Origin of the sequence: Peribacillus sp. FSL K6-5616, assembly GCF_038008245.1 — a bacterium.
GTDB lineage: Bacteria > Bacillota > Bacilli > Bacillales > DSM-1321 > Peribacillus > Peribacillus frigoritolerans.
The window spans coordinates 116,734-137,632 of the sequence record NZ_JBBOYT010000001.1 but is presented as its reverse complement, the minus strand read 5'-3'; the positions used below and the strand labels follow the sequence as shown (position 1 = coordinate 137,632).

Sequence of the window (20,899 nt, the reverse complement as noted above, 5' to 3'; positions counted from 1 at the left end):
AAATAAGTTGGTTCAACGCTGTCATCCACGCTTGTTTCGACTGTAGCAAGGAGCGCAGCATTGAAATATACTAAAAGCAATTGCCTTCTCCAGTGCACTTTTTTATATTTAATCATGTTTTCGCTCCATGAAAAGAAACAGCATGGCACTTCCACCATTTACTAGATTTCCCACCCCCACAAACTCGCAATAAAAGGTAGAATAATATATATAGGGGGTCAAACTCTTATGGAGGGGTGACTAGATGTTATCAAATACAGAAATAGGCATTGACTTAGGAACTGCAAATACGCTAGTTTACAGTAAAAATAAAGGAATCGTATTTAATGAGCCATCTGTGGTGGCCATTGATATAGAGACTAATAAAGTATTGGCAGTCGGTGTTGATGCAAAAAACATGATCGGGAAAACACCTGGAAATATCGTGGCAATCCGTCCGCTTAAGGATGGTGTCATTGCGGATTTTAATGTGACCGCGCAAATGCTTAAGGAAATCATGAAAAAAGCAAGCAAGGCCCTAGGTTTATCGATTCGCAAACCTAGTGTAGTGGTCTGTACACCATCAGGTTCCACTTCAGTTGAGAGAAGGGCCATTCAGGATGCAGTCAAAAGCTGCGGAGCGAAACAGGTCCACCTTATCGAGGAACCAGTAGCAGCAGCAATAGGTGCGGGCCTGCCTGTCGAAGAGCCCGTTGCCAATGTCATCGTTGATATCGGCGGCGGAACGACTGAAGTCGCAATCATTTCTTATGGCGGCGTCGTTTCCTGCAATTCAATCAGAATTGGCGGAGATCAATTGGATGAAGATATCAGCCAATATGTCAGGAAAAAACATAATGTGCTGATTGGGGAAAGAACAGCCGAGGAAATAAAAAAAGAAATCGGCTACGCACTCGTTGAACATTCCGTGATCACCATGGAAGTCAGGGGCCGCGATCTTGTAACCGGGCTACCAAAACCGATTACAATATCATCCACCGACGTCCAGGAAGCCATCCAGGAATCGCTTCTTCATATACTTGAAGCGATAAGGGCCACTTTGGAAGATTGTCCTCCTGAATTGAGCGGGGATATCGTCGATCAAGGAGTCATCCTATCCGGCGGGGGTGCACTTCTCAACGGGGTACAGGAATGGCTGACGAATGAAATCGTCGTCCCTGTCCAACTTGCGGATAACCCGCTTGAATCAGTTGCCATCGGAACCGGGCTTTCACTAGAGGTCATTCACAAATTACAAAAAGCCGTGTACTAAAAAGATTAGGAAACCCCAACTTGGGGTTTCTTTTTTTATCATTCCAGACTGATTTCCCCCCATGATGCAAACAGCAATCTCCACATTAAATAACTTCCCCGAAATATTTAACCTCTTTTGAGCAGAGAATAAGGAAAAGATTTTTTTACGTTCGAAAGCATGCATTACTGATTGGATAGGCATCACGTGCAGAACTAATTGCATGCAATGTTACATAACTTGTGTTATAATGTAATTATGTTACATTGGTAAGAGGAGAAGATCTATGGAATATGTAGAAGCCTTTAAGGATATCAATCAAATCAGCAAAATAAAAACATACTTACGCGCTCACTCCAGTCGGGATTATTTATTGTTTGTACTCGGCATCAATACAGGAATGAAGATAAATGAAATGCTCGAAATCACCGTCGCCAGCGTTCTGGATGAAACGGGCAAAATCAAGGAGTTCTATGAGCAACGGACTGAAAGTGACGAAGTCAACCAAATTTATTTGAACCTGAAAGTCCGTACCGCCTTACAAGAATACCTTAAAGGCTCGAAGGTTATCGAAGGTCAGTTTTTATTTCTTTCCCCTAAGACAAAAAAGCCGATTACACGTCAACAGGCGCACCGAATCATCCATGATGCTGTGGAAGGTGCAGGGCTGACAGGCAAATTCGGAGCAAGTTCGATGCGTAAGACTTTTGGCTACCATGCCTATAAACAAGGAGTGTCACTGGCCTTGATACAGAAGCATTACCATCATTCCAGTCCATCGGAGACATTAAAATACATCGGTATATCCAAGGAGAAGAAATTCAAGACGAATATTGACGTTAACTTATAAACATTCTGCTATCTTCTATTAACTCTAACCAACATTTTAAGGAGGAATTCCAGTGAAAATTAGAGAAAGTGAACTTCCTGGTATTGGTCAAAAATTCGAAATCATAACGAGAAATGATGAAAAGTTAGTAATCGTCATTCACGATGATGGCCGTCGGGAATTATACCATTTTGATAATGAACATGAGGACGTCATATCGAGCATCACCCTTAATGATCAGGAATCCCGGCAACTGGCTTCCATCATAGGCGGCATGGTCTATAAACCCCAAGCACTTGAAACAATTGAAATGTCATTGGGTGACTTGGTGATCGAATGGTTCAAAGTCGAACCCGGTTCAAAGGCCATCAATCAAACGATCGGTTCGATTGATATCAGGAGCAATTATAACGTGACCGTCATCGCCCATTCTAAAAAAGGCAAAAAACAACTGAATAATCCTGGTCCAGACTCCATCATCGAAACAGGCGACACCCTTGTAATATCCGGTGAAAGAAAAGATATCCGTAACCTGATAAGAGAATTATTGACCGACGAAAGGAGTGACTAAGCTCATATGGATCATTTAGTCTTTGAAGTGGGAACTGCCCTACTTCTAGTGGCATTAGCCGCTCTCGTTGCAGGTAAATTCAAAATATCAAATGTTCCGCTATTAATTATCATCGGGATGCTCGTTGGCCCCCATGCCCCGAATTTCGGATTAATTGACCTGCGTTTCATTGAAAGTGATGAAATCATAGCATTCCTCGGTCGTGTCGGTATTTTATTCCTTCTGTTTTACCTTGGGCTTGAATTTTCCGTCAAAAAGCTTATGAAGTCAGGGAAAAATATCGTGACAGGCGGAACCTATTACATTTTAATCAACGTGGGAATGGCCTTGCTGTATGGTTTCCTGCTCGGTCTTCCATTAAAAGAGGTCCTGATATTAACCGGGATCATCAGTTTTTCTTCAAGTGCCATCGTGGCAAAGGTACTTGTGGACCTTAAAAGGACCGGTAACAATGAAACGGAGCTAATCCTTGGCATCATCATGTTTGAAGATATCTTCCTCGCTGTTTATTTATCAGTCGTATCCGGATTGGTATTAAGCTCTTCTGGTTCCGTTTGGGGAACATTACTTTCTACATTTATCGCGATTGGGTATATGCTGATATTTTTCGTTATCGCCCGGAAAGCATCTGGGGTCCTTAACAAATTATTCAATATAACCTCCGATGAGATTTTTATCATCGTCGTGTTCGCATTACTATTCTTCATCGCCGGTTTCTCGGAAACGATTCATGTTGCTGAAGCCATTGGTGCATTACTGCTCGGCCTGGTCTTTTCTGAAACGGAGCATAGCGACAGGATTGAGAAACTTGTCATTCCCTTCAGAGACTTCTTCGGGGCCATATTTTTCTTCAGCTTTGGCTTGAGTATCGATCCGACGACCCTTGGCGGAGCTGTCTGGATGGTTCTTGGTGCCGTCATCATCACCATAATCGGTAACTTTGCAGCTGGTATGATTGCCGGACGCAAATCCGGTTTATCTCACAGAGCATCCGCAAACATCGGTTTAACGATCGTTTCACGCGGCGAATTCTCCATCATTTTAGCCAACTTAGGCATTGCAGGAGGTTTAATGCCTATACTAACCCCGTTTGCAGCACTTTATGTTTTAACCTTAGCGATTCTTGGGCCGATCCTTACAAAAGAATCCAAACACATCTATAATATCCTAAATAAAGTATTCAAATGGACCCCTCCGAAAGTTCAAAAGAAACAGGAAAAAGAAATCCAATAGAAGAAAAAGGCCAGAAATTGCTTACTGGCCTTTTTTCTGTTTACCTTTTATAACTCACTAACATGATAATACTTGTTAGAAAGCGGGCATAAAATCATACTTAGTAGTAGTATCGGTGCCGTCCTTGAAGTATCAACAGCACCTATCACAGTTATTCTAGAAACTTTCGAGATTGAGGGATATTTCTTCACTGAGGATTTTAAACTTGCTTCTCTCCAAATATGTTTTCCGGGTTATGTCATTGTCACAAGCTTCTACAAGTGCCCGGATAAGAGGTTTAAATTTCTTTTCTTTTGAGGATTAACTTACATGAACAGAGGGAATAGAAGCAGATAACCTAAGTAACTATTCAGGAGTGATGCCCAGATGAATAAGTCGATCCAATTTTCAAAGAAACTTTTTAAAGAAATAAAGGAAGATCGTGTGACCGGGCTGGCAGCAGAACAAGCTTATTACTATTTACTGGCACTATTCCCTTTGCTCATATTACTGCTGTCCATATTACCTTATCTGAACATCGATATTCAGACAGCCCTCGACACGATAAAAACCTTCATGCCTGCAGAAACGATGGAAGTCATCGAGAAAAATATCATCAACATATTATCTGAACGGAACGGCGGCTTACTGACCTTTGGTTTCCTTGGAACGATATGGTCCGCTTCCAACGGAATGAATGCGTTCATCCATTCCATGAATATTGCCTATGATGTGGAAGAAACAAGGAATTTCATTAAAGCCCGCTTCATTTCCATTATATTGACATTAGGCCTGGTTGTAGCATTCATCGTCATGTTAGGTCTCCCCGTCTTCGGAAAAGTCATCATCGAATTATTACAGCAGGTCATTCCGATCCCAGAAGAAACGCAAATCTTATTCAGCTTATTACGGTGGGTCATCGCGGTTGTGGTCATCTCACTTGTCCTGGCCTTTTTATATCGCTTTGCACCGAATAAAAGTTTTCCCATTAAACATGTCATCCCTGGCGCAGTGACCGCAACTGTACTTTGGCTGGGAATATCACTTGGATTTTCATTCTATGTCAGTAACTTTGCCAACTACTCTTCCACTTACGGCAGTTTAGGAGGCGTCATCATCTTGATGCTATGGCTGTATTTGAGTGGTCTGATTTTTGTGATCGGCGGAGAAATCAATGCAATTCTTCATCGCCAAAATTCCATTCCAAAAAAACAGTCACGCACGATCGTTCATCCTGTCCCGCTTAAAAGATAAAATCAAGATCAAAAAGCGGCTGTCCCATTCGGACAGCCGCTTTTCCAATTAACCCTTATTGACAAACTCTTCATATCTTTCATCATGGGCCAGCCATGCAGCGTATTTCCGCTTCATGTATTTTTCCGCTTCCGCAAATGTATCGAATGTTTTTTTCTGTTGTTTGCCGTTGATTTCAACAATCCATTCCTCTTCTTCATCTTCATAGATGAATATGTCCTGTTTGTCTCTTGTTGAATATAGGCAACCCTCTGGGGATCCTTTTACATTCAATTGATTCTTATGTGCGTCTCGTTTAAGGGGCTCGGCATAGAAGGTCTTTTCGACATATTGGCTATAAGCCTTTTCGGACATCATACAACCGGCGGCTTTTTGGTGGCCGCCACCATCGTACTTGCCAGCAACCTCAGAAACATCTATATCATCGTGGATTGTCCGGAAGCTGATTCTTTTACTTCCTACCATCAGGATGGCTATATAATCCAGATGTGCGAACTCTTTCGACAGTTCATTTCCCAATTCCGAATGGTATGACTCTGCATGGACCACACCAGCTGTATGGGGACCGACCGTAGCTTGATAAACTTCTCTTTTTTTCCTGTTTATGTACCTATCCACTCGACTCTCTTCAACATTCAGAAGCGTTTGCTCCACTTCGTCAAAAGTGAAACTTTCAGCCGTGGACAGCTTATTTGCGATTTTCATTTCGAACTCCTCTATCGGAATCATGAAAAACAGGTCATTCAATCGCTTTGCCGTTGTATTTTTATTGACTTCCCATTCCCAAGTATCATATTGACGGACCAATTCAACGAATTCAGCGACAATGCTTGAAGGTTCCAGCAATTTATTTTCAACTGCATACTGATAGAATAATGATGTGGCTGCCGTCTGTTTACCATCTTCCTGTTCGACAGTTACAGATGCCCAATCATGTTCGTTCAAATGCAGTGCTGACTTATGATGATCGATCAGCATAGCCTTGCCTCCATCTTCCACAAACTGAGTAATCATTTTTTCATTATCTTCATCAACCGATAGATCAGTAACGATCAATGTATCTTCAATCTTGGCCTGCTCAAGAAATGCGCCTACATTCTGATTAAGGCGACCAATTGAATTATAACTAACCACTACATCTTCTCCGAATGCCAGCTTAGCTACAATGCCGCACCCGACTCCATCTAAATCATTATGTGTAAAGAGATGGTACACACAAACCCCTCCTAATAACTAATAAATTTACTTTTCCCTAAAGACATGAATTTCAATTGCAATCTTTACAATTGTAGCATAATCATATCTGCATATTTTATCATGCTTCCATTACGTGACGCTTTTGTTCGTTTTTTTTTCGAATAACTCCCTAATGATTCCTTACTTCCCATAATTTATAATGATAAATAATGAAAAAACACATTACTTTGAAATCGTGGTATTTCGATTGAAGGGGTTTCGGTGAGTGTCGAAGAGCCGCAATAACTAATCGATCAATGGCTAGGAACTTTACGAACTTAAGAAGAATTGCCAAATGGTTGAAGAAACTTGACTCAATCAGAACCAAGATCCGGCACATCAAAAAAAGCCGCAGGAATGTTATTTCCTGCGGCTTCCTTATGTGAAATCACTGTTCTATCAATTTTCCAAGGTTGGCCATTTCAATGGCACTAACCGCAGCTTCATAGCCTTTGTTACCTGATTTTGTTCCAGCACGTTCAATGGCTTGTTCAATATTCTCAGTTGTCAGCAAACCGAAGATAACCGGTACACCTGTTTCCAATGAAACGGAAGCCATGCCTTTAGCTGCTTCATTGCAGACATAATCATAATGTGAAGTAGCCCCCCTGATTACCGTTCCAAGACCGATTACCGCATCATATTTACCTGTATTCACAAGTTTCTTAGCAATTAACGGAAGTTCAAAAGCACCCGGGACCCACGCGATGTCAACATCATTCTCATCAACGCCATGACGCTTAAGGCCATCCAATGCCCCTCCTAAAAGCTTGCTTGTGATAAACTCATTAAATCTCCCTACCACGATTCCTACTTTCAATCCTGATCCGATTAATTGTGCTTCAATAGTTTTCCCCATGTCCAATTCCTCCTAATTTTTAAAAACAATAATTTTTTTTCATGTTAAGGTTTCAATCCTTAAAAATCCTTCAAGCTTTCGGGATGTTCAGTTCAAGTTCCTGTTTCCCGATTGGATCATTATGTTGAAGATACCGAATCAAATCGGCTATCGTAATGAACTTCAGGTTGAATTTGTCAGCGATGACTTCTAAATCGGATACGCGGGCCATCGATCCATCTTCATTCATGATCTCACAAATGACACCGGCTGGAGCGGCACCGCATAACTTCGCCAAGTCCACCGATGCCTCCGTATGTCCTGCCCTTCTTAATACGCCGCCTTCTTTAGCGACTATCGGAAAAGTGTGACCAGGCCTTTGGAAATCTTCAGCGACCGAATCTTCATTAAGAAGCTCAAGGATGGTCAAGGACCGTTCAAAAGCACTGATTCCTGTAGAGGTGCTTTTATGATCGACACTTACCGTAAAAGCAGTGCCATGATGATCGGTATTTTCTCCAACCATAGGATGCAGTTTCAATTTTGCTGCCAGTTGTTCAGTGATGGTCGTACAAATCAAACCACGTCCATGAGTCGCCATGAAATTAATCGCTTCCGGTGTCGCCTTTTCGGCCAACACTACAAAATCCCCTTCATTTTCACGGTCTTCATCATCGGACACGATTACTACCTTGCCAGCCTTTAAATCTTCTATTGCTTCTTCTATTGTATGGAACATCATTACACCGCCCTTTTTATTAGAATCCATGCTCTGCCAAAAACTCTAAATTCAGTCCTGGTTTTGGATTGCCATTTTTCATTTGATGTATTATATATTTCCCAATCATGTCGTTTTCGATGTTAACGATATCGCCAGCCGCTTTTTGTCCCAATATGGTGTCCTGATGAGTCAATGGAATCAATGATACCGTCAAAAGGTTCCTTTCGATCCCAAATATCGTCAAGCTGGTTCCATCAATGGCCACGGAACCTTTTGGAATGCAAAAGGCACTAAGCCCTTCTTCCAATTGGATTACATAATATACGGCATTTTCTTTCCGTTCTTTTTTTATGATCGTTCCGGTCCCGTCGATATGACCTGAAACAAAATGACCGCCAAACCTTCCCTGTGCACTCATGGCTCGTTCGAGATTAACAGGTGATCCCAATTTTAACGTCCGGATCGAGGAAGCTTTGACCGTTTCCGGCATCACGTCGACCGTAAATAAACTTTTCGTGAAGGACGTTACCGTTAAGCAGACCCCGTTGACTGAAATACTATCCCCCAGATGCACATCTTCAAGGATTTTTTCAGAACGAATCGATAACTCCATACTGCTTTTTCCTTTTTTCAAGGAATGTACGGTACCGATATCCTCAATGATTCCCGTAAACATGTTTTTCCCCCTTTTATAAAATATAAAAAACCCCTTAGGATGGCCTAAGGAGTTAGCAGGAGAAATGAGTGAAAAAAATTGTATACCTAAAAAGCCTAATATTTTCATTTTCGAAAAATTAGGCGTACGTATACACTTGGGTTCCACACGTCCTTCTCCCATCCAGACTGTACTGTCGGCTTTGGAATCTCACCAAATCCTGCCTTTTAACAGGCTCGCGGGCTTAGAATTTCTTCATCACCGCCGGTTGGGATTTTCACCCGACCCCGAAGGACTAAAATAATATGAATCTTTGAATATTTTATCACCATAAAGTGAAGATGTAAAATTTCTAACCTTAAATGGTTCAATTGTTACAGGAACTTCCTATCTTTATGTAAAAATGGTCCCCCATTAACCCCGATGTGCTCCAAAAAGGTTAGGCAGGATAAATATGTGGAATAGGATTAGGGGATCACAATTCATATAAGGAGGAAGCTTAATGCTTATTTCCATCATCAACTTGATTTTCTATCTGTTCGTTGTCACGATGAATTTTTCAGCCAATTTCCTGCCATTGAACGGCCAGACATCAGGAGAGATTTCCGATAAACTTAATGTCCTTTTCACTCCTGCCGGTTATGTATTTTCCATTTGGGGCTTGATCTATTTCCTGCTCGCCATCTGGGTCTTCAGGCAGTTTTTAAGTAAATATCAAAACAGCCCCGCTTATAAGGCATCCTTCCCTTGGTTCGCTTTAAGCTGTGTCCTGAATGGCGCATGGCTTTTAGCTTGGCACTATGAGCACTTTTTGTTATCCGTATTCATTATCATTGCTTTGCTGGTTACTTTAATGGTCATTTATACAAACATAAAAAAAGTGGAACACACTACTTTTGACCTATTTCCATTCTCCGTTTATACAGGCTGGGTTAGTGTCGCAACTATAGCTGACATTTCTTATTACCTAACCTATATCAAATGGGACGGTTTTGGGGTTTCCGAATCAACCTGGACGATCGTCCTGCTGATTGCTGCAACAACCCTGGCCTTTTTCTTTGCAGGTAAAAACCGGGATTGGTGCTATCCTCTCGTGTTCGTTTGGGCGTTCATAGGCATCGGGATACGAAATAGCGACGCCTATCCGGTAATCACAGACATTTCTTATATCCTGGCTACCATCACTTTTATCGTATCCATCACCATCTTCATTAAAAATAGAAGGAACTAAATGAGGGATATGGTACCCTAAAATGCTTGTTGAAGATCTTGCCATATATCCTGCCAAGCTTCTAGGCCAACTGAGAGACGGACCAGCTGGTCACTGATGCCCATTTGTTCCCGTGAATCTTCAGGAACGGCAGAGTGCGTCATGGTAGCGGGGTGCTGGATCAATGTTTCGGCATCCCCTAGACTTACGGCAATTTTGATAAGTTTCAATTTATTGAGGAAATCCTGTGCATCCTGTTTTGTGCCATGCAATTCGAAAGAGATAAGGCCGCCGCCATGTTTCATCTGTTTTTGCATGATATAATGATCCGGTGAAGCATCATCACCTGGATAATATACCTTTTTCACCTTTGGATGTTTCTTAAGTTCATGAAAGATTGCCATTGCATTGGCCGAATGACGGTCCATCCTGACGGGCAAGGTCTTTAACCCCCGCAATAGTAGCCAGGCGTCGAATGGTGAAATGATTCCACCGATATCTTTCTGTGTAGTCCCAGCTATATGATTCATGAATTCCTTTTTACCGACGACAAGTCCCGCAACGACATCCCCATGCCCGCAAAGATATTTCGTAGCGCTATGAAGGACAATATCACAGCCATATTCAAGCGGTCTCTGTAGGTAGGGCGTCGAAAACGTATTATCGACTACGACCGTTACATTATATTCCTTCGCAACCCTTACCACCATCTGTAAGTCAATCATTTTCATCGTCGGATTGATCGGGGTTTCTACATAGATGCAGGTCGTTTCCGGCCGGATCATTTTCCTAACCTGTTCTTCAGTATCCATTTCACAAAAATCATGAGTAATCCGGTATTTATTTTTCATTAGCTGCAGAAGGCCGAATGTACAACCATATACCCCCTGTGAGCAGAGGATGTGATCATCTGTTTTAGTTAACGCAAAAAGTACTGCTGAAACGGCTGCCATGCCTGAACCGAAAGCAAGGCCAGCTTCCCCGCCTTCCAGTGCGGCAATCTTTTCTTCAAGCACTTGTACCGTTGGATTTCCAAGGCGAGAATAAATATATCCATCTTCGATACCGGCAAAACGCCTCTCCCCTTGCTCGGCATTTTCGAAAGTGAATGTTGAGGTTTGGAATAAAGGTGTTGCCAAGCTTCCCAAATGCTTCTTCGAGTCATAACCTTCATGGATGACTGCCGTTTCAAATTGTTTATACTTTCTTGTCATACCGTCTCCTCCTAACCTATGTCTATTGCTATCATATGTCAAAAACCCACATAAAGGAAGCGTTTTCATTCATGATTATCCCCCATAAATTAACCCTGAATTTAGTAAAAATAAGCTGCATTCTGTTCAGTTGGATCCTGTAAGTTGAGCACCTCTTTTAATTTTTAATCCTAACGTGAATTCCAAAAAAAGGGGACAGCCGCCATGGCCGTCCCTTTTTCCGAATCATTCATCGACTACGATGTTTCCACCATAGAAGGTTACTCTCGTTAATGGAATCTCCAGTTCACGAGCCATTTTTTTCAACTCTCGCTCTTCTCTTTCCGTTACGATTGAAATGACCGTACCATCTGCACCTGCACGCCCAGTTCTACCGGATCTATGGATATATTGTTCGATGTTGTCAGCCATATCAATATGAACGACCGCAGTAAGACCTTTAATATCAAGCCCCCTTGCCGCTACATCCGTTGCTATCAGCATCGGGGATTTTCCGGAACGAAGCTTGCGCAGTGCTTTCTCCCTGTCGACTTTATTGGATTCACCGTGAAGCACGCCCATTTCAATACCTTTATAACTCAGTTTTTCATGTAAGACGCTAAGCTCCGCAATATCATTCAGGAAGGCAAGTGCCTTCACATCTTTAAGTCTTGTGATTTTCTCGAGAATCTTGGACTTTTCCCGTCTCTCAACAACAAAGTAAAGATGGTCCACCTTGGATTCCATTTTTTCATTTTTATCGACCTTGATCATTTCAGGTTCATTCATGAATCCCCGGGCCGCTTTTTCCGTTTCTTCTGGCAGGGTTGCTGAAAATACCATGATTTGCCGATCTTTTAGTGTTGTTTTGATAATATTATTGATCGTTCCCATATGCTCTGGAATGATCAATTGGTCACCTTCATCAAGTACTATCGTCTTAACTTCATGCATCTTCAGTTTCTTTTGGGCAATCAATTCGTAAATCCGTCCCGGTGTTCCAGCAATCACTTGTGGACGCTTCTTCAGTTTGTCCAACTGCCTTTTTACATTAGCACCGCCGATGAATGCTGCACCCGTAATGCCGCTTCCCTCTGACCAAATGCGAATTTCTTCATTGATCTGCATGACCAGTTCTCGTGATGATGCCAGAATCAAAGCTTGGGGCGATTTTTTTTCAGGATCAATCTTTTCCAGCAATGGCAGTAAATATGCCAATGTTTTTCCTGTACCTGTCGGTGATTCGGCCATGATATCCTTTCCCTCGACAATCACGGGAATCGCTTTCGTTTGTATCGGGGTAAGTTGTCCGAATCCGGACTTTTTCCAGGCTTCTTGTATATATGGTTTTCTATCGTTTATTAATGCAGGTAATTCGCTCATATCGTTCTCCTTTAATATAAAACTTTTCCTATCTTTCATAGTACCATTTATTCTTGTCCAGTAGCCAACGGAATACGAATTGTAACCGTCGTCCCTTTGTTTATCTCACTTTCAAAATCCATTTCCCCTTGAAGGCGATGAACGATTTTCCGGCAAATTGCAAGCCCGATCCCTGAACCTTTTTCCTTCGTCGAGTAAAAAGGTTCACCAATCCGTTCAAGGCGCTCGGGTCCCATTCCCATGCCATTATCACTCACGCTGACTACAGCATGTCCATCGATGATTTGCAGCGATATATCAATTTCCCCATTATCTTCGATCGCTTCAATGCTATTCTTGACGATATTGATTACCAACTGTTTAAGTTCAATTGAATCAGCCATAATATTAATCGGTTCGGCGGTTTTAATCCTTAGCCCCATTTCGATATTATTCAAATTCGTTTCTGCTTTCATCAACGTGAATACCTGTTGTAAACTGTCGGCAAGATCGATCCTGCAGAATGCGACATCCTGTTTCTTCCCGAGAACCAAAAGTTCACTTGAGATAATATTGATTCGGTCAATTTCCTTCAACATGATATCAGAATGCAGCGGATTCACTTCCTGGGTCATATCCATTAACTGTACGAATCCTTTTAACGATGTCAGCGGATTCCTTATCTCATGTGCGACGGCCGCAGCCAGATGTCCGATAACAGATAGCTTTTCAGACATGATCATCAATTCCTCTTCGCGCCGCAATTCGGTGATATCCCTTACGATGGCATATACTCCAAGCATTTCCGAGTGGACGATGATCGGTAAAAAAGTTACACGGATTATCCGTTGTTCATCACTGCTATTCTGAATGGTCGTTTCGAATTTTACAGCCTCCCCTTGAAGGGACTGTATAAAGAACTCAGCTATTTTATCACTTTCATTCCAGTTGATGAGATGATTCGCATTCTTGCCTTTCGAATTGTCACTATTATGACCTAACAGTTTTTCGGCTTCCGGGTTTATCGAAACAACATTTCCTTCGAGATTCAGCTCAAGGACACAATCCGGGTTATGCTTGAACAGCGACCGATACTGTTCATCCTTAAGAATGAATTCCTGTTGGGACCTCAACATCTTCCCCGTCCAATACCTGATTATGAAGTATAGGAAAAGCCCGGTTATGAATATGAACATCCACCCTTTGGAATGTTGAAACATTGCATATATTTGAACATCTTCCCTCGCCTGTGTCATAGAGATGTAATCCGTAACGATAATCCATAAGACCCCAAAGAATATATATATAAAAGCCACTTTACATGCAATTTTATGAGATTGGTTCATTTTTTTTCCTTTGCATTGTTTTTTGGTTTATTATTCCCAAATCACTCAAAAAAAGCCCTCATGTTTTCAACATAAGGACTCTATCGATATTGTACCATATATATTGCATTCATTGTTTTATATCGTTAAAAAATCCAGCAGCAGTTTAACTGGACGTTCAATAAATCAAGAAAGGTCTTTAATGGCTTGATTGAATTCTTCTTCTATATCTTTTGTAGGCTTGGGCGTTAATAAGCTGAAAACGACAACCGCTATTGAACCAGCGATGAAACCAGGAATGATTTCGTATATTTCAGCAAACTTATCGATCATATCCCAGACGATCACGGTTGCCGTACCGACAATCATTCCCGCCAAGGCTCCCCATTTCGTCATCCGTTTCCAGTACAGGCTTAACAGAATGACAGGACCGAATGCCGCACCAAAACCAGCCCATGCATAACCAACCAATTTAAGGATCGTACCGCTTGGATTAAAAGCCAATAATAGGGCAACGGCAGATATAGCCAATACGCCAAACCGACCTACCAGCACTAATTCCTTATCAGATGCATTCGGCCGTATGAACTGCTTATAGAAATCATCTGTCAGAGCACTTGCCGATACTAACAGCTGTGATGCAATCGTACTCATGACCGCTGCTAAAATCGCAGCCAACAAGAAGCCTGTAATTAAAGAAGGAAACAGTTCTTTAGCTAAAATGATGAATACGGACTCAGCATTTCTTTCCCCTAAAGGACTATTTGTCAGGTTAAAATATGCTATCCCCACCAATCCGGTGAACATCGCTCCGACGATAGCAAAAATCATCCATCCCATACCGATACGCCGTGCACTTTTCAATTCTTTAACAGATGAGACCGCCATGAATCGAACGATTATATGAGGCTGCCCGAAATAACCAAGCCCCCATGCCAGAAGAGATATGATGCCAATGGTTGATGTTCCTTCAAAAACATGCAATAAATTCGGGTTAATCGATTTTATTTCATTGAAGGTAGGATCCCAGCCTCCAATATTTACAATCGTGACAACTGGTACTAGAATTAAGGCAATGAACATGATTGTACCTTGTACGAAGTCCGTCCAGCTGACAGCCAGGAATCCGCCAAATAATGTATAAAGAATAACAACGCTCGCCGTCAGCCAGATACCCCACCGGTAATCTAAATTGAAAGCCGTACGGAAAAGCTCACCGCCTGCTACCATGCCTGAAGAGGTATAAAAGGTGAAGAAAATTAAAATGACCGATGCTGATACCACTTTTAAGACCCGGGAGCCATCTTTAAACCGATTTCCCAAAAAGTCGGGAATCGTAATCGAATTGCCGGCAATTTCCGTATATGTCCGAAGTCTTGGTGCCACGAATAACCAGTTTAAATAAGAGCCAGCACACAGGCCGATGACAATCCAGCCAGCACTCAACCCGCTTATGTACATCGCACCAGGAAGACCCATCAACAGCCAGCCACTCATATCGGAAGCCCCTGCACTCAATGCCGTTACAGCCGGGCCCAAGTTCCGGCCGCCAAGCATGTAATCGGTTAAGTTAGCCGTTTTCCGATAGGCCAAATAACCAATTAAAAGCATACCTGCCATGTATATTGCAATTGATATTATAATTCCATATTCCAAAAATGAATCCTCCTATTTATAGGTTAATTTTCATCTTGTAAGCTTATCAGAAAAAAAAACATATGTTAAGAAGTTCTTGCACCTTTCAACGATTTCACTTTCAATATAAGTAAGAAAATTCATTTTATTAGAATAAATCATTTAGGAGGAATGCGCCATGCAATCCTATATCAATCAGCCAGATGGAGTCTTTCCCTCTGTTTGTTCTCTTGACTGTCCTGATCAATGCGGTTTACTGCTGCACAAAAAAGATGGGAAAATCATTAAAGTTCAAGGAGACCCTGATCATCCAGTCACAAAAGGGAATATTTGCAACAAAGTCCGCAACATGACTGCCCGCCTATATGACCCCAATCGCTTAAAACAGCCATTAAAGCGCATTGGTCCGAAAGGAAAAGGGAATTTCGTTCCAATCAGCTGGGAAGAGGCCATTGACACAATCACTTCCAAATGGAAAGACTTGATCGAAATGCATGGACCGGAAAGCATACTTCCTTACAGCTTTTACGGAAACATGGGCAACCTCAGCGCCGAAGGGATGGATCGCCGCTTTTTCCACAAACTCGGTGCAAGCATGCTCGAGCGTTCCATCTGTAATGCGGCAGGCTCAGTCGGATACAGCTATACAATGGGTGGTTCATTCGGCATCGATCCAGAAGAAACGATCCATACCAAGCTATTCATTATGTGGGGCATCAACGCTGTGAGCACTAATATGCATCAAGTGACACTTGCCCAGCAAGCCCGAAAAAACGGGGCCAAAGTAGTTGTCATTGACGTTCATAAAAACCAAACCGGCAAGTGGGCAGATTGGTTCATTCCGATTCTGCCCGGCACCGATAGTGCACTTGCCCTCGGGTTAATGCATATTCTATATGCCGAGAATCTAGTCGACCAGCCTTTTCTCGATGAATACACAGTGGGTGCTGCTGAATTGCGCGAACATGTCCGCCAATATGACCCTGCGACCGTCTCCGCGATAACTGGCGTTCCCATTGATGACTTATATGAACTTGCCAGGATGTATGGCACTACAAGCCCATCATTCGTTCGGATAGGCAATGGCCTGCAGCACCATGACAATGGAGGCATGGCGGTACGTACCATTGCCTGCCTGCCTGCCCTTACCGGCCAATGGATGGAGGAAGGCGGCGGAGCCATCAAAGGGAATTCAGGATATCTGGCCTTTAATATAAATGCCTTAAGACGTCCTGATTTATTGCGAAATAAAGCTACCCGGACCATTAATATGAACCAAATCGGCCAAGCTCTAATGGAAAAAGAAAACCCGATTCGCTCCATGTTTGTATACGGCTCCAACCCAGCACTTGTCGCTCCGAATGCAAATAAGGTGCAGGAAGGTCTAATGCGGGAAGATCTATTCACAGTGGTCCATGATCTATTCTTAACCGAAACGGCCATGTTTGCCGACCTCGTCCTACCTGCCACGTCATCTTATGAAACGGAGGATTTTTATAATTCATATTGGCATAATTACGTCCAAATACAAAAACCTGTAGTCGAAAAATATGGCGAATCGAAATCGAATGTTGAATTGTTCAAACTGTTGGCTGCTGGGATGGGATTTGGGGAACAAGCATTTAGAGATTCAGAGGAAGATATGATACGGCAGGCTCTGGATTTTCCCGACAACCCGCATTTGGAAGGCATCACCTATGACTCCCTTTCAAGGAATCAATTTGTCAAAGCCAAAATGCAGCCGATGTTCCCAGGCAAACTCCCGACACCAAGCGGTAAAATCGAACTTTATTCCGAACGGATGAAGCGGGATGGATACGAGCCATTGCCCACATATACGCCAATCATAAAAGACAGTGACCTGCCATTTTTATTCATTCCGGCACCTAATCACAATTTCTTGAATTCAACCTTTTCAAATAATGCCAAACATATCTCCATGGAAAAGGAACCGAAACTGCACATGAATGCCGCCGATGCCAAAACAATGGGAATAGCCGCCGGAGATATGGTTAGAATCTGGAACGGTCGCGGTGAATGTTTACTTACCGCTGCTCCCGGTGAAAATGTGTTACCAGGCGTTCTTGTCAGCCAAGGCTTGTGGCAGAATACGCCAAAAACAAAGCAACACATCAATTCCCTTACCCCAGATCGCCTCGCGGATATGGGTAATGGCGCCGTTTTCTTTTCAGGACGGGTTGACCTTGAAAAAGTCCAACAAAAGTATAGAAATGTTTAGCAATCTTTGAATATATCTGCGGTTTTCGGATTATATCTGCGATTTTCGGATTATATCTGCGATTCTCGAATTATATCTGCGATTCTCGAATTATATCTGCGATTCTCGAATTATATCTGCGATTCTCGGATTATATCTGCGATTCTCGAATTATATCTGCGATTCCATATAAAAAGGCTGTTCCGCCAGGAACAGCCTTTTTTCGTCAAGCTATTTACTCTTCATCAAACCAGCCAGTTGGCTGGATATCCAAGTTATTATTGATTTGCTTCACTTCGGTGTAAGCTTCGTAACCGAAAGTTCCCAGTTCGCGTCCATTTCCACTTTGCTTGAACCCTCCCCAAGGAGCTTCGTTGTAAGTCGGATGATATGAGTTTATCCACGTGATGCCGGCACGCACTTTTTTAATGACACGGTACGCTTTTGAGATATCATTCGTGAACACCGCTCCCGCTAAACCATATTTCGTATCATTGGCAAGTCGCAGAGCTTCCGCTTCATCCTTGAATTTTTGAACGACGAGCACCGGTCCAAAAATTTCTTCCTGCACAATCCGCATATCCGGTGTCGTATCAACAAAAATAGTAGGTTCGACAAAGTAACCTTTATCCATGCCTTCTTCTTTAATTCGATTTCCACCGACGATTAATTTGGCACCTTCTTCTTTTCCGATTTGGATATAAGATAATATTTTGTTCATATGGGCTTCTGAAACGATAGGTCCCATCTGGCTGTTTTCATCAGAACCTGAACCTACTTTGATTTTTTTCGCCTTCGCCGTAAGACTTGCAATGAACTGATCGTAAATGGACTCTTCCAATAGTAAACGGGAGCCTGCTGAGCACACTTGTCCTTGATTACAGAAAATCCCGTATAGAGCATAATCAACAGCAGTCTCAAAGTCAGAATCCGCAAATACGATATTAGGCGATTTGCCGCCGAGCTCCAATGTGACTTTCTTTAGGTTACCCAGCGAAGCCTCCATGATCTTACGTCCTGTTGCCGTGCCTCCTGTAAAGGCTACTTTATCGATTTCCTCATGCTCTGCAATGGCTTGTCCGACAACTGGCCCCGCTCCTAACACAAGGTTCGCGACACCTTTTGGCAATCCTACCTCATCCATGATTTCAAATAGTTTGACCGCCGTCACCGGAGTGATCTCAGATGGTTTGAACACAACGGAATTTCCTGCAGCAAGCGCCGGAGCGAGTTTCCAGGCTGACATCATTAGCGGGAAATTCCAAGGAACGATCTGCCCGCATACACCGATCGGTTCCCTTACGACCATCGATTGCTGGCCGTCAGGAACTTCAAAAGTCTGACCTGTCGGTTTTGTGGCCAATCCTGCATAATATCTAAAACATGCTGCCGAATCAGCTATATCAAAACGAGCTTCACGCAATGGTTTCCCATTATCCAATGTTTCCAACGCAGCTAGTTCTTCAGCTTTTTCTTCTATTTTGTCGGCTATTTTGAATAAAATGCGAGCTCTTTCGACGGCAGGAGTTCCCCACCAACCACCTTCATAGAAAGCATATTTTGCTGCCTCGACCGCTGCATCCACATCTTCCTGTGTTCCTTCCGCTGCTTTTGCAATAACTTCCCCCGTGGCCGGATTCAATACATCCCTCTTCTCACCTGAAGTCGAATTCACCCATTCCCCATTGATGAACATCTTTAAGTCCAATGCTCCCGTTCCTTCTTTTTTCGTATTATTTTGCAAAGTTTCCTGCATGTAATTTCCTCCTCTGTTTTAAGTTATCTACCTATATATAAAATATGAGCAAGATTCATGCCAGTTTGAAATTTTAGGTAACTCACGGTTTTTTGCCCATTCCGCCCACATTTAAATTCAGCCGTGAATTACCTATTCATTTTTGCATAACCCATAGACAAAACTCTTGCTAGTTTCATAGAAAAAAGAGATGAGCAGCTGCTCACCTCTTTTCTGATTAATTCCGATTAATAATGACCAATTTCATTTCCGTCATTTCTTCAATGGCATATTTCAACCCTTCGCGCCCAGTCCCGCTTTTTTTGACTCCGCCATATGGCATGTTGTCAACACGGTAAGTTGGGATATCATTAATGATAACACCGCCGACTTCCAATTTTTCTGCGGCAGAAAGAGCCAGATTGATATTTTCCGTGTATATCCCGGCCTGCAATCCGAATTCGGAATCATTGACCAAGTCAATCGCTTCCTCAACGGAAGAAACCTTATTGATCAAAACAATTGGAGCGAAGACTTCCTGACAAGATACCTTAAGCATTGCATCCACTTCCAGCAACACAGTGGGATGCAGGATATTTCCTTCAGATTTACCTCCTGCTGCAACTATCGCACCGTGTTGTTTAGCTTCACCGATCCAATCCAGGCTTCGCTGTACATCCCCGGCGCTGATCAATGCTGAAATATCCACAGATGGGTCCAAGGAATCTCCCAGTTTCAAGCCATTCGTTGTTTCCGTGAATTTTTTGACGAACTCATCATACACCTCTTCATGAACATAAGCGCGCTGCAAGGAAATGCAGACCTGCCCTTGAAAAGCGAATGCTGCCGATACACAGCGTTGGATGATTTTATCGATATCGATCCCTTTATCCACGATGACAGCCGCATTCGAACCTAGTTCAAGACTCACCTTCTTTAACCCGGCCTTATTACGGATCCCGATTCCTACAGCTGGACTTCCAGTAAATGAGATGCTCTTCACCCGTGAATCGGTGACTAATTTATCACCGATTACCGAACCGCTTCCGGTAACTAAATTAAACGCACCTGCCGGCAAATCCGTTTCGGCCAATAATTCAGCAAGAAACAGTGAAGATAGCGGTGTTTGGCTCGCAGGTTTCAGGACGAGTGTATTTCCGGCAGCAATGGCCGGGCCCACTTTATGGGCAACCAGGTTCATCGGAAAATTAAATGGCGTAATCGCACCCACAACGCCTAGAGGCTCACGGACCGTGTATCCTATCCTTCCTTCTCCGTCAGCTGTGGCATCCATGGTCAATGTTTCTCCATGAATCCTTTTTGCTTCCTCTGCTGCAAATTTATATGTGGCAATCGTCCGGGATACTTCAACCATTGCCGTTTTAATCGGTTTCGCTGCCTCTTTTGCAATAATTTCAGCTGCCTCATCTTTGCGGCTTTCCAAAAGGCTCGCAAGCTTTTCAAGTATGGCGGCGCGTTTGTGACTAGGTAAAGCTGCCATCGTTTTTCTAGCCTGATAGGCTGATTCTATGGCCAACTCGACATCTTCAAGACTTGCCGAGGGAATCTCCGCTAGAACTTCCCCGCTATAAGGGGACTTTAGTGTCGTGAACTTTTCAGCTTCTTGCCATTTACCATTAATGTATAATTTCTTTTTCAGCGTTTCCGTCATGA

At 42.8% G+C, this 20,899-nt stretch carries 16 protein-coding genes, 1 pseudogene and 1 riboswitch; of the genes and pseudogenes, 7 read left to right on the top strand and 10 right to left on the bottom strand.

Annotated elements, in window-relative coordinates; all coding sequences use genetic code 11:
- The first annotated feature begins 244 nt into the window (after positions 1 to 244).
- From mreBH to MHB45_RS00620, 5 genes are all read left to right on the top strand, one after another.
- On the top strand, positions 245 to 1,252 hold the full coding sequence (mreBH, locus tag MHB45_RS00640) for a rod-share determining protein MreBH (RefSeq protein ID WP_034305687.1): 1,008 nt from the start codon (positions 245 to 247) through the stop codon (positions 1,250 to 1,252).
- A 265-nt stretch (positions 1,253 to 1,517) separates the two neighbouring features.
- On the top strand, positions 1,518 to 2,081 hold the full coding sequence (locus MHB45_RS00635; protein ID WP_048685101.1) for a tyrosine-type recombinase/integrase: 564 nt from the start codon (positions 1,518 to 1,520) through the stop codon (positions 2,079 to 2,081).
- A 52-nt stretch (positions 2,082 to 2,133) separates the two neighbouring features.
- Positions 2,134 to 2,631: a cation:proton antiporter regulatory subunit gene (locus tag MHB45_RS00630; RefSeq protein WP_034305691.1), complete on the top strand. Its 498-nt coding sequence runs from the start codon at positions 2,134 to 2,136 to the stop codon at positions 2,629 to 2,631.
- Positions 2,632 to 2,637: 6 nt separating this feature from the next.
- Positions 2,638 to 3,864: a cation:proton antiporter gene (locus MHB45_RS00625; RefSeq protein ID WP_072272366.1), complete on the top strand. Its 1,227-nt coding sequence runs from the start codon at positions 2,638 to 2,640 to the stop codon at positions 3,862 to 3,864.
- A gap of 366 nt (positions 3,865 to 4,230) precedes the next feature.
- Positions 4,231 to 5,097, top strand: a complete 867-nt coding sequence (locus tag MHB45_RS00620; RefSeq protein WP_072272365.1) for a YihY/virulence factor BrkB family protein — start codon at positions 4,231 to 4,233, stop codon at positions 5,095 to 5,097.
- Positions 5,098 to 5,145: 48 nt separating this feature from the next.
- On the opposite strand, the gene MHB45_RS00615 is transcribed toward MHB45_RS00620, so the two are convergent.
- From MHB45_RS00615 to ribE, 4 genes and pseudogenes are all read right to left on the bottom strand, one after another.
- Positions 5,146 to 6,312, bottom strand: a complete 1,167-nt coding sequence (locus MHB45_RS00615) for a DHH family phosphoesterase (RefSeq protein ID WP_048685091.1) — start codon at positions 6,310 to 6,312, stop codon at positions 5,146 to 5,148.
- Positions 6,313 to 6,721: 409 nt separating this feature from the next.
- Positions 6,722 to 7,192, bottom strand: coding sequence for a 6,7-dimethyl-8-ribityllumazine synthase (gene ribH / locus MHB45_RS00610; RefSeq protein WP_048685088.1), 471 nt, complete (start codon positions 7,190 to 7,192; stop codon positions 6,722 to 6,724).
- A gap of 79 nt (positions 7,193 to 7,271) precedes the next feature.
- Positions 7,272 to 7,910 (bottom strand): annotated as a pseudogene (gene ribB / locus MHB45_RS00605) (3,4-dihydroxy-2-butanone-4-phosphate synthase); the annotation flags it as partial.
- 19 nt (positions 7,911 to 7,929) lie between these two features.
- A complete protein-coding gene (gene ribE, locus MHB45_RS00600; protein WP_034305702.1) occupies positions 7,930 to 8,568 on the bottom strand; it encodes a riboflavin synthase in 639 nt (212 codons plus the stop codon).
- Positions 8,569 to 8,714: 146 nt separating this feature from the next.
- Positions 8,715 to 8,846, bottom strand: a riboswitch (FMN riboswitch).
- A gap of 203 nt (positions 8,847 to 9,049) precedes the next feature.
- Here ribE and MHB45_RS00595 point away from each other — a divergent pair.
- Positions 9,050 to 9,778, top strand: a complete 729-nt coding sequence (locus MHB45_RS00595) for a TspO/MBR family protein (protein WP_048685080.1) — start codon at positions 9,050 to 9,052, stop codon at positions 9,776 to 9,778.
- Between the two features lie 17 nt (positions 9,779 to 9,795).
- Here the strand turns inward: MHB45_RS00595 and megL are convergent, their stop codons facing one another.
- From megL to putP, 4 genes are all read right to left on the bottom strand, one after another.
- Positions 9,796 to 10,971, bottom strand: coding sequence for a methionine gamma-lyase (gene megL / locus MHB45_RS00590; protein WP_048685077.1), 1,176 nt, complete (start codon positions 10,969 to 10,971; stop codon positions 9,796 to 9,798).
- Positions 10,972 to 11,196: 225 nt separating this feature from the next.
- Positions 11,197 to 12,333, bottom strand: a complete 1,137-nt coding sequence (locus MHB45_RS00585; RefSeq protein WP_048685074.1) for a DEAD/DEAH box helicase — start codon at positions 12,331 to 12,333, stop codon at positions 11,197 to 11,199.
- Between the two features lie 47 nt (positions 12,334 to 12,380).
- Positions 12,381 to 13,658, bottom strand: a complete 1,278-nt coding sequence (locus tag MHB45_RS00580) for an ATP-binding protein (protein ID WP_048685071.1) — start codon at positions 13,656 to 13,658, stop codon at positions 12,381 to 12,383.
- A 165-nt stretch (positions 13,659 to 13,823) separates the two neighbouring features.
- Positions 13,824 to 15,293 (bottom strand): sodium/proline symporter PutP, encoded by a 1,470-nt coding sequence (putP, locus tag MHB45_RS00575; RefSeq protein ID WP_048685068.1) that lies wholly within the window; start codon positions 15,291 to 15,293, stop codon positions 13,824 to 13,826.
- A gap of 157 nt (positions 15,294 to 15,450) precedes the next feature.
- Between putP and MHB45_RS00570 the strand changes: the two genes are divergently transcribed.
- Positions 15,451 to 17,511 (top strand): molybdopterin oxidoreductase family protein, encoded by a 2,061-nt coding sequence (locus MHB45_RS00570; RefSeq protein ID WP_048685065.1) that lies wholly within the window; start codon positions 15,451 to 15,453, stop codon positions 17,509 to 17,511.
- Between the two features lie 214 nt (positions 17,512 to 17,725).
- On the opposite strand, the gene MHB45_RS00565 is transcribed toward MHB45_RS00570, so the two are convergent.
- Together MHB45_RS00565 and MHB45_RS00560 are read right to left on the bottom strand one after the other, a co-directional pair.
- Entirely contained in the window at positions 17,726 to 19,246 is a 1,521-nt protein-coding gene (locus MHB45_RS00565) for an aldehyde dehydrogenase family protein (protein WP_048685059.1), read from the bottom strand.
- A gap of 217 nt (positions 19,247 to 19,463) precedes the next feature.
- Positions 19,464 to 20,897, bottom strand: a complete 1,434-nt coding sequence (locus MHB45_RS00560; RefSeq protein WP_048685224.1) for an aldehyde dehydrogenase family protein — start codon at positions 20,895 to 20,897, stop codon at positions 19,464 to 19,466.
- Positions 20,898 to 20,899 lie beyond the last annotated feature (2 nt).

Bases quoted from the DNA above. Each gene is read 5' to 3' on its own strand.
- MHB45_RS00625 (WP_072272366.1), top strand. From the start codon at position 2,638: ATGGATCATTTAGTCTTTGAAGTGGGAACTGCCCTACTTCTAGTGGCA.
- MHB45_RS00565 (WP_048685059.1), bottom strand. From the start codon at position 19,246: ATGCAGGAAACTTTGCAAAATAATACGAAAAAAGAAGGAACGGGAGCA.
- MHB45_RS00635 (WP_048685101.1), top strand. From the start codon at position 1,518: ATGGAATATGTAGAAGCCTTTAAGGATATCAATCAAATCAGCAAAATA.
- megL (WP_048685077.1), bottom strand. From the start codon at position 10,971: ATGACAAGAAAGTATAAACAATTTGAAACGGCAGTCATCCATGAAGGT.
- MHB45_RS00620 (WP_072272365.1), top strand. From the start codon at position 4,231: ATGAATAAGTCGATCCAATTTTCAAAGAAACTTTTTAAAGAAATAAAG.
- MHB45_RS00585 (WP_048685074.1), bottom strand. From the start codon at position 12,333: ATGAGCGAATTACCTGCATTAATAAACGATAGAAAACCATATATACAA.
- MHB45_RS00580 (WP_048685071.1), bottom strand. From the start codon at position 13,658: ATGAACCAATCTCATAAAATTGCATGTAAAGTGGCTTTTATATATATA.
- ribE (WP_034305702.1), bottom strand. From the start codon at position 8,568: ATGTTTACGGGAATCATTGAGGATATCGGTACCGTACATTCCTTGAAA.
- MHB45_RS00570 (WP_048685065.1), top strand. From the start codon at position 15,451: ATGCAATCCTATATCAATCAGCCAGATGGAGTCTTTCCCTCTGTTTGT.
- MHB45_RS00595 (WP_048685080.1), top strand. From the start codon at position 9,050: ATGCTTATTTCCATCATCAACTTGATTTTCTATCTGTTCGTTGTCACG.
- MHB45_RS00560 (WP_048685224.1), bottom strand. From the start codon at position 20,897: ATGACGGAAACGCTGAAAAAGAAATTATACATTAATGGTAAATGGCAA.
- mreBH (WP_034305687.1), top strand. From the start codon at position 245: ATGTTATCAAATACAGAAATAGGCATTGACTTAGGAACTGCAAATACG.
- ribH (WP_048685088.1), bottom strand. From the start codon at position 7,192: ATGGGGAAAACTATTGAAGCACAATTAATCGGATCAGGATTGAAAGTA.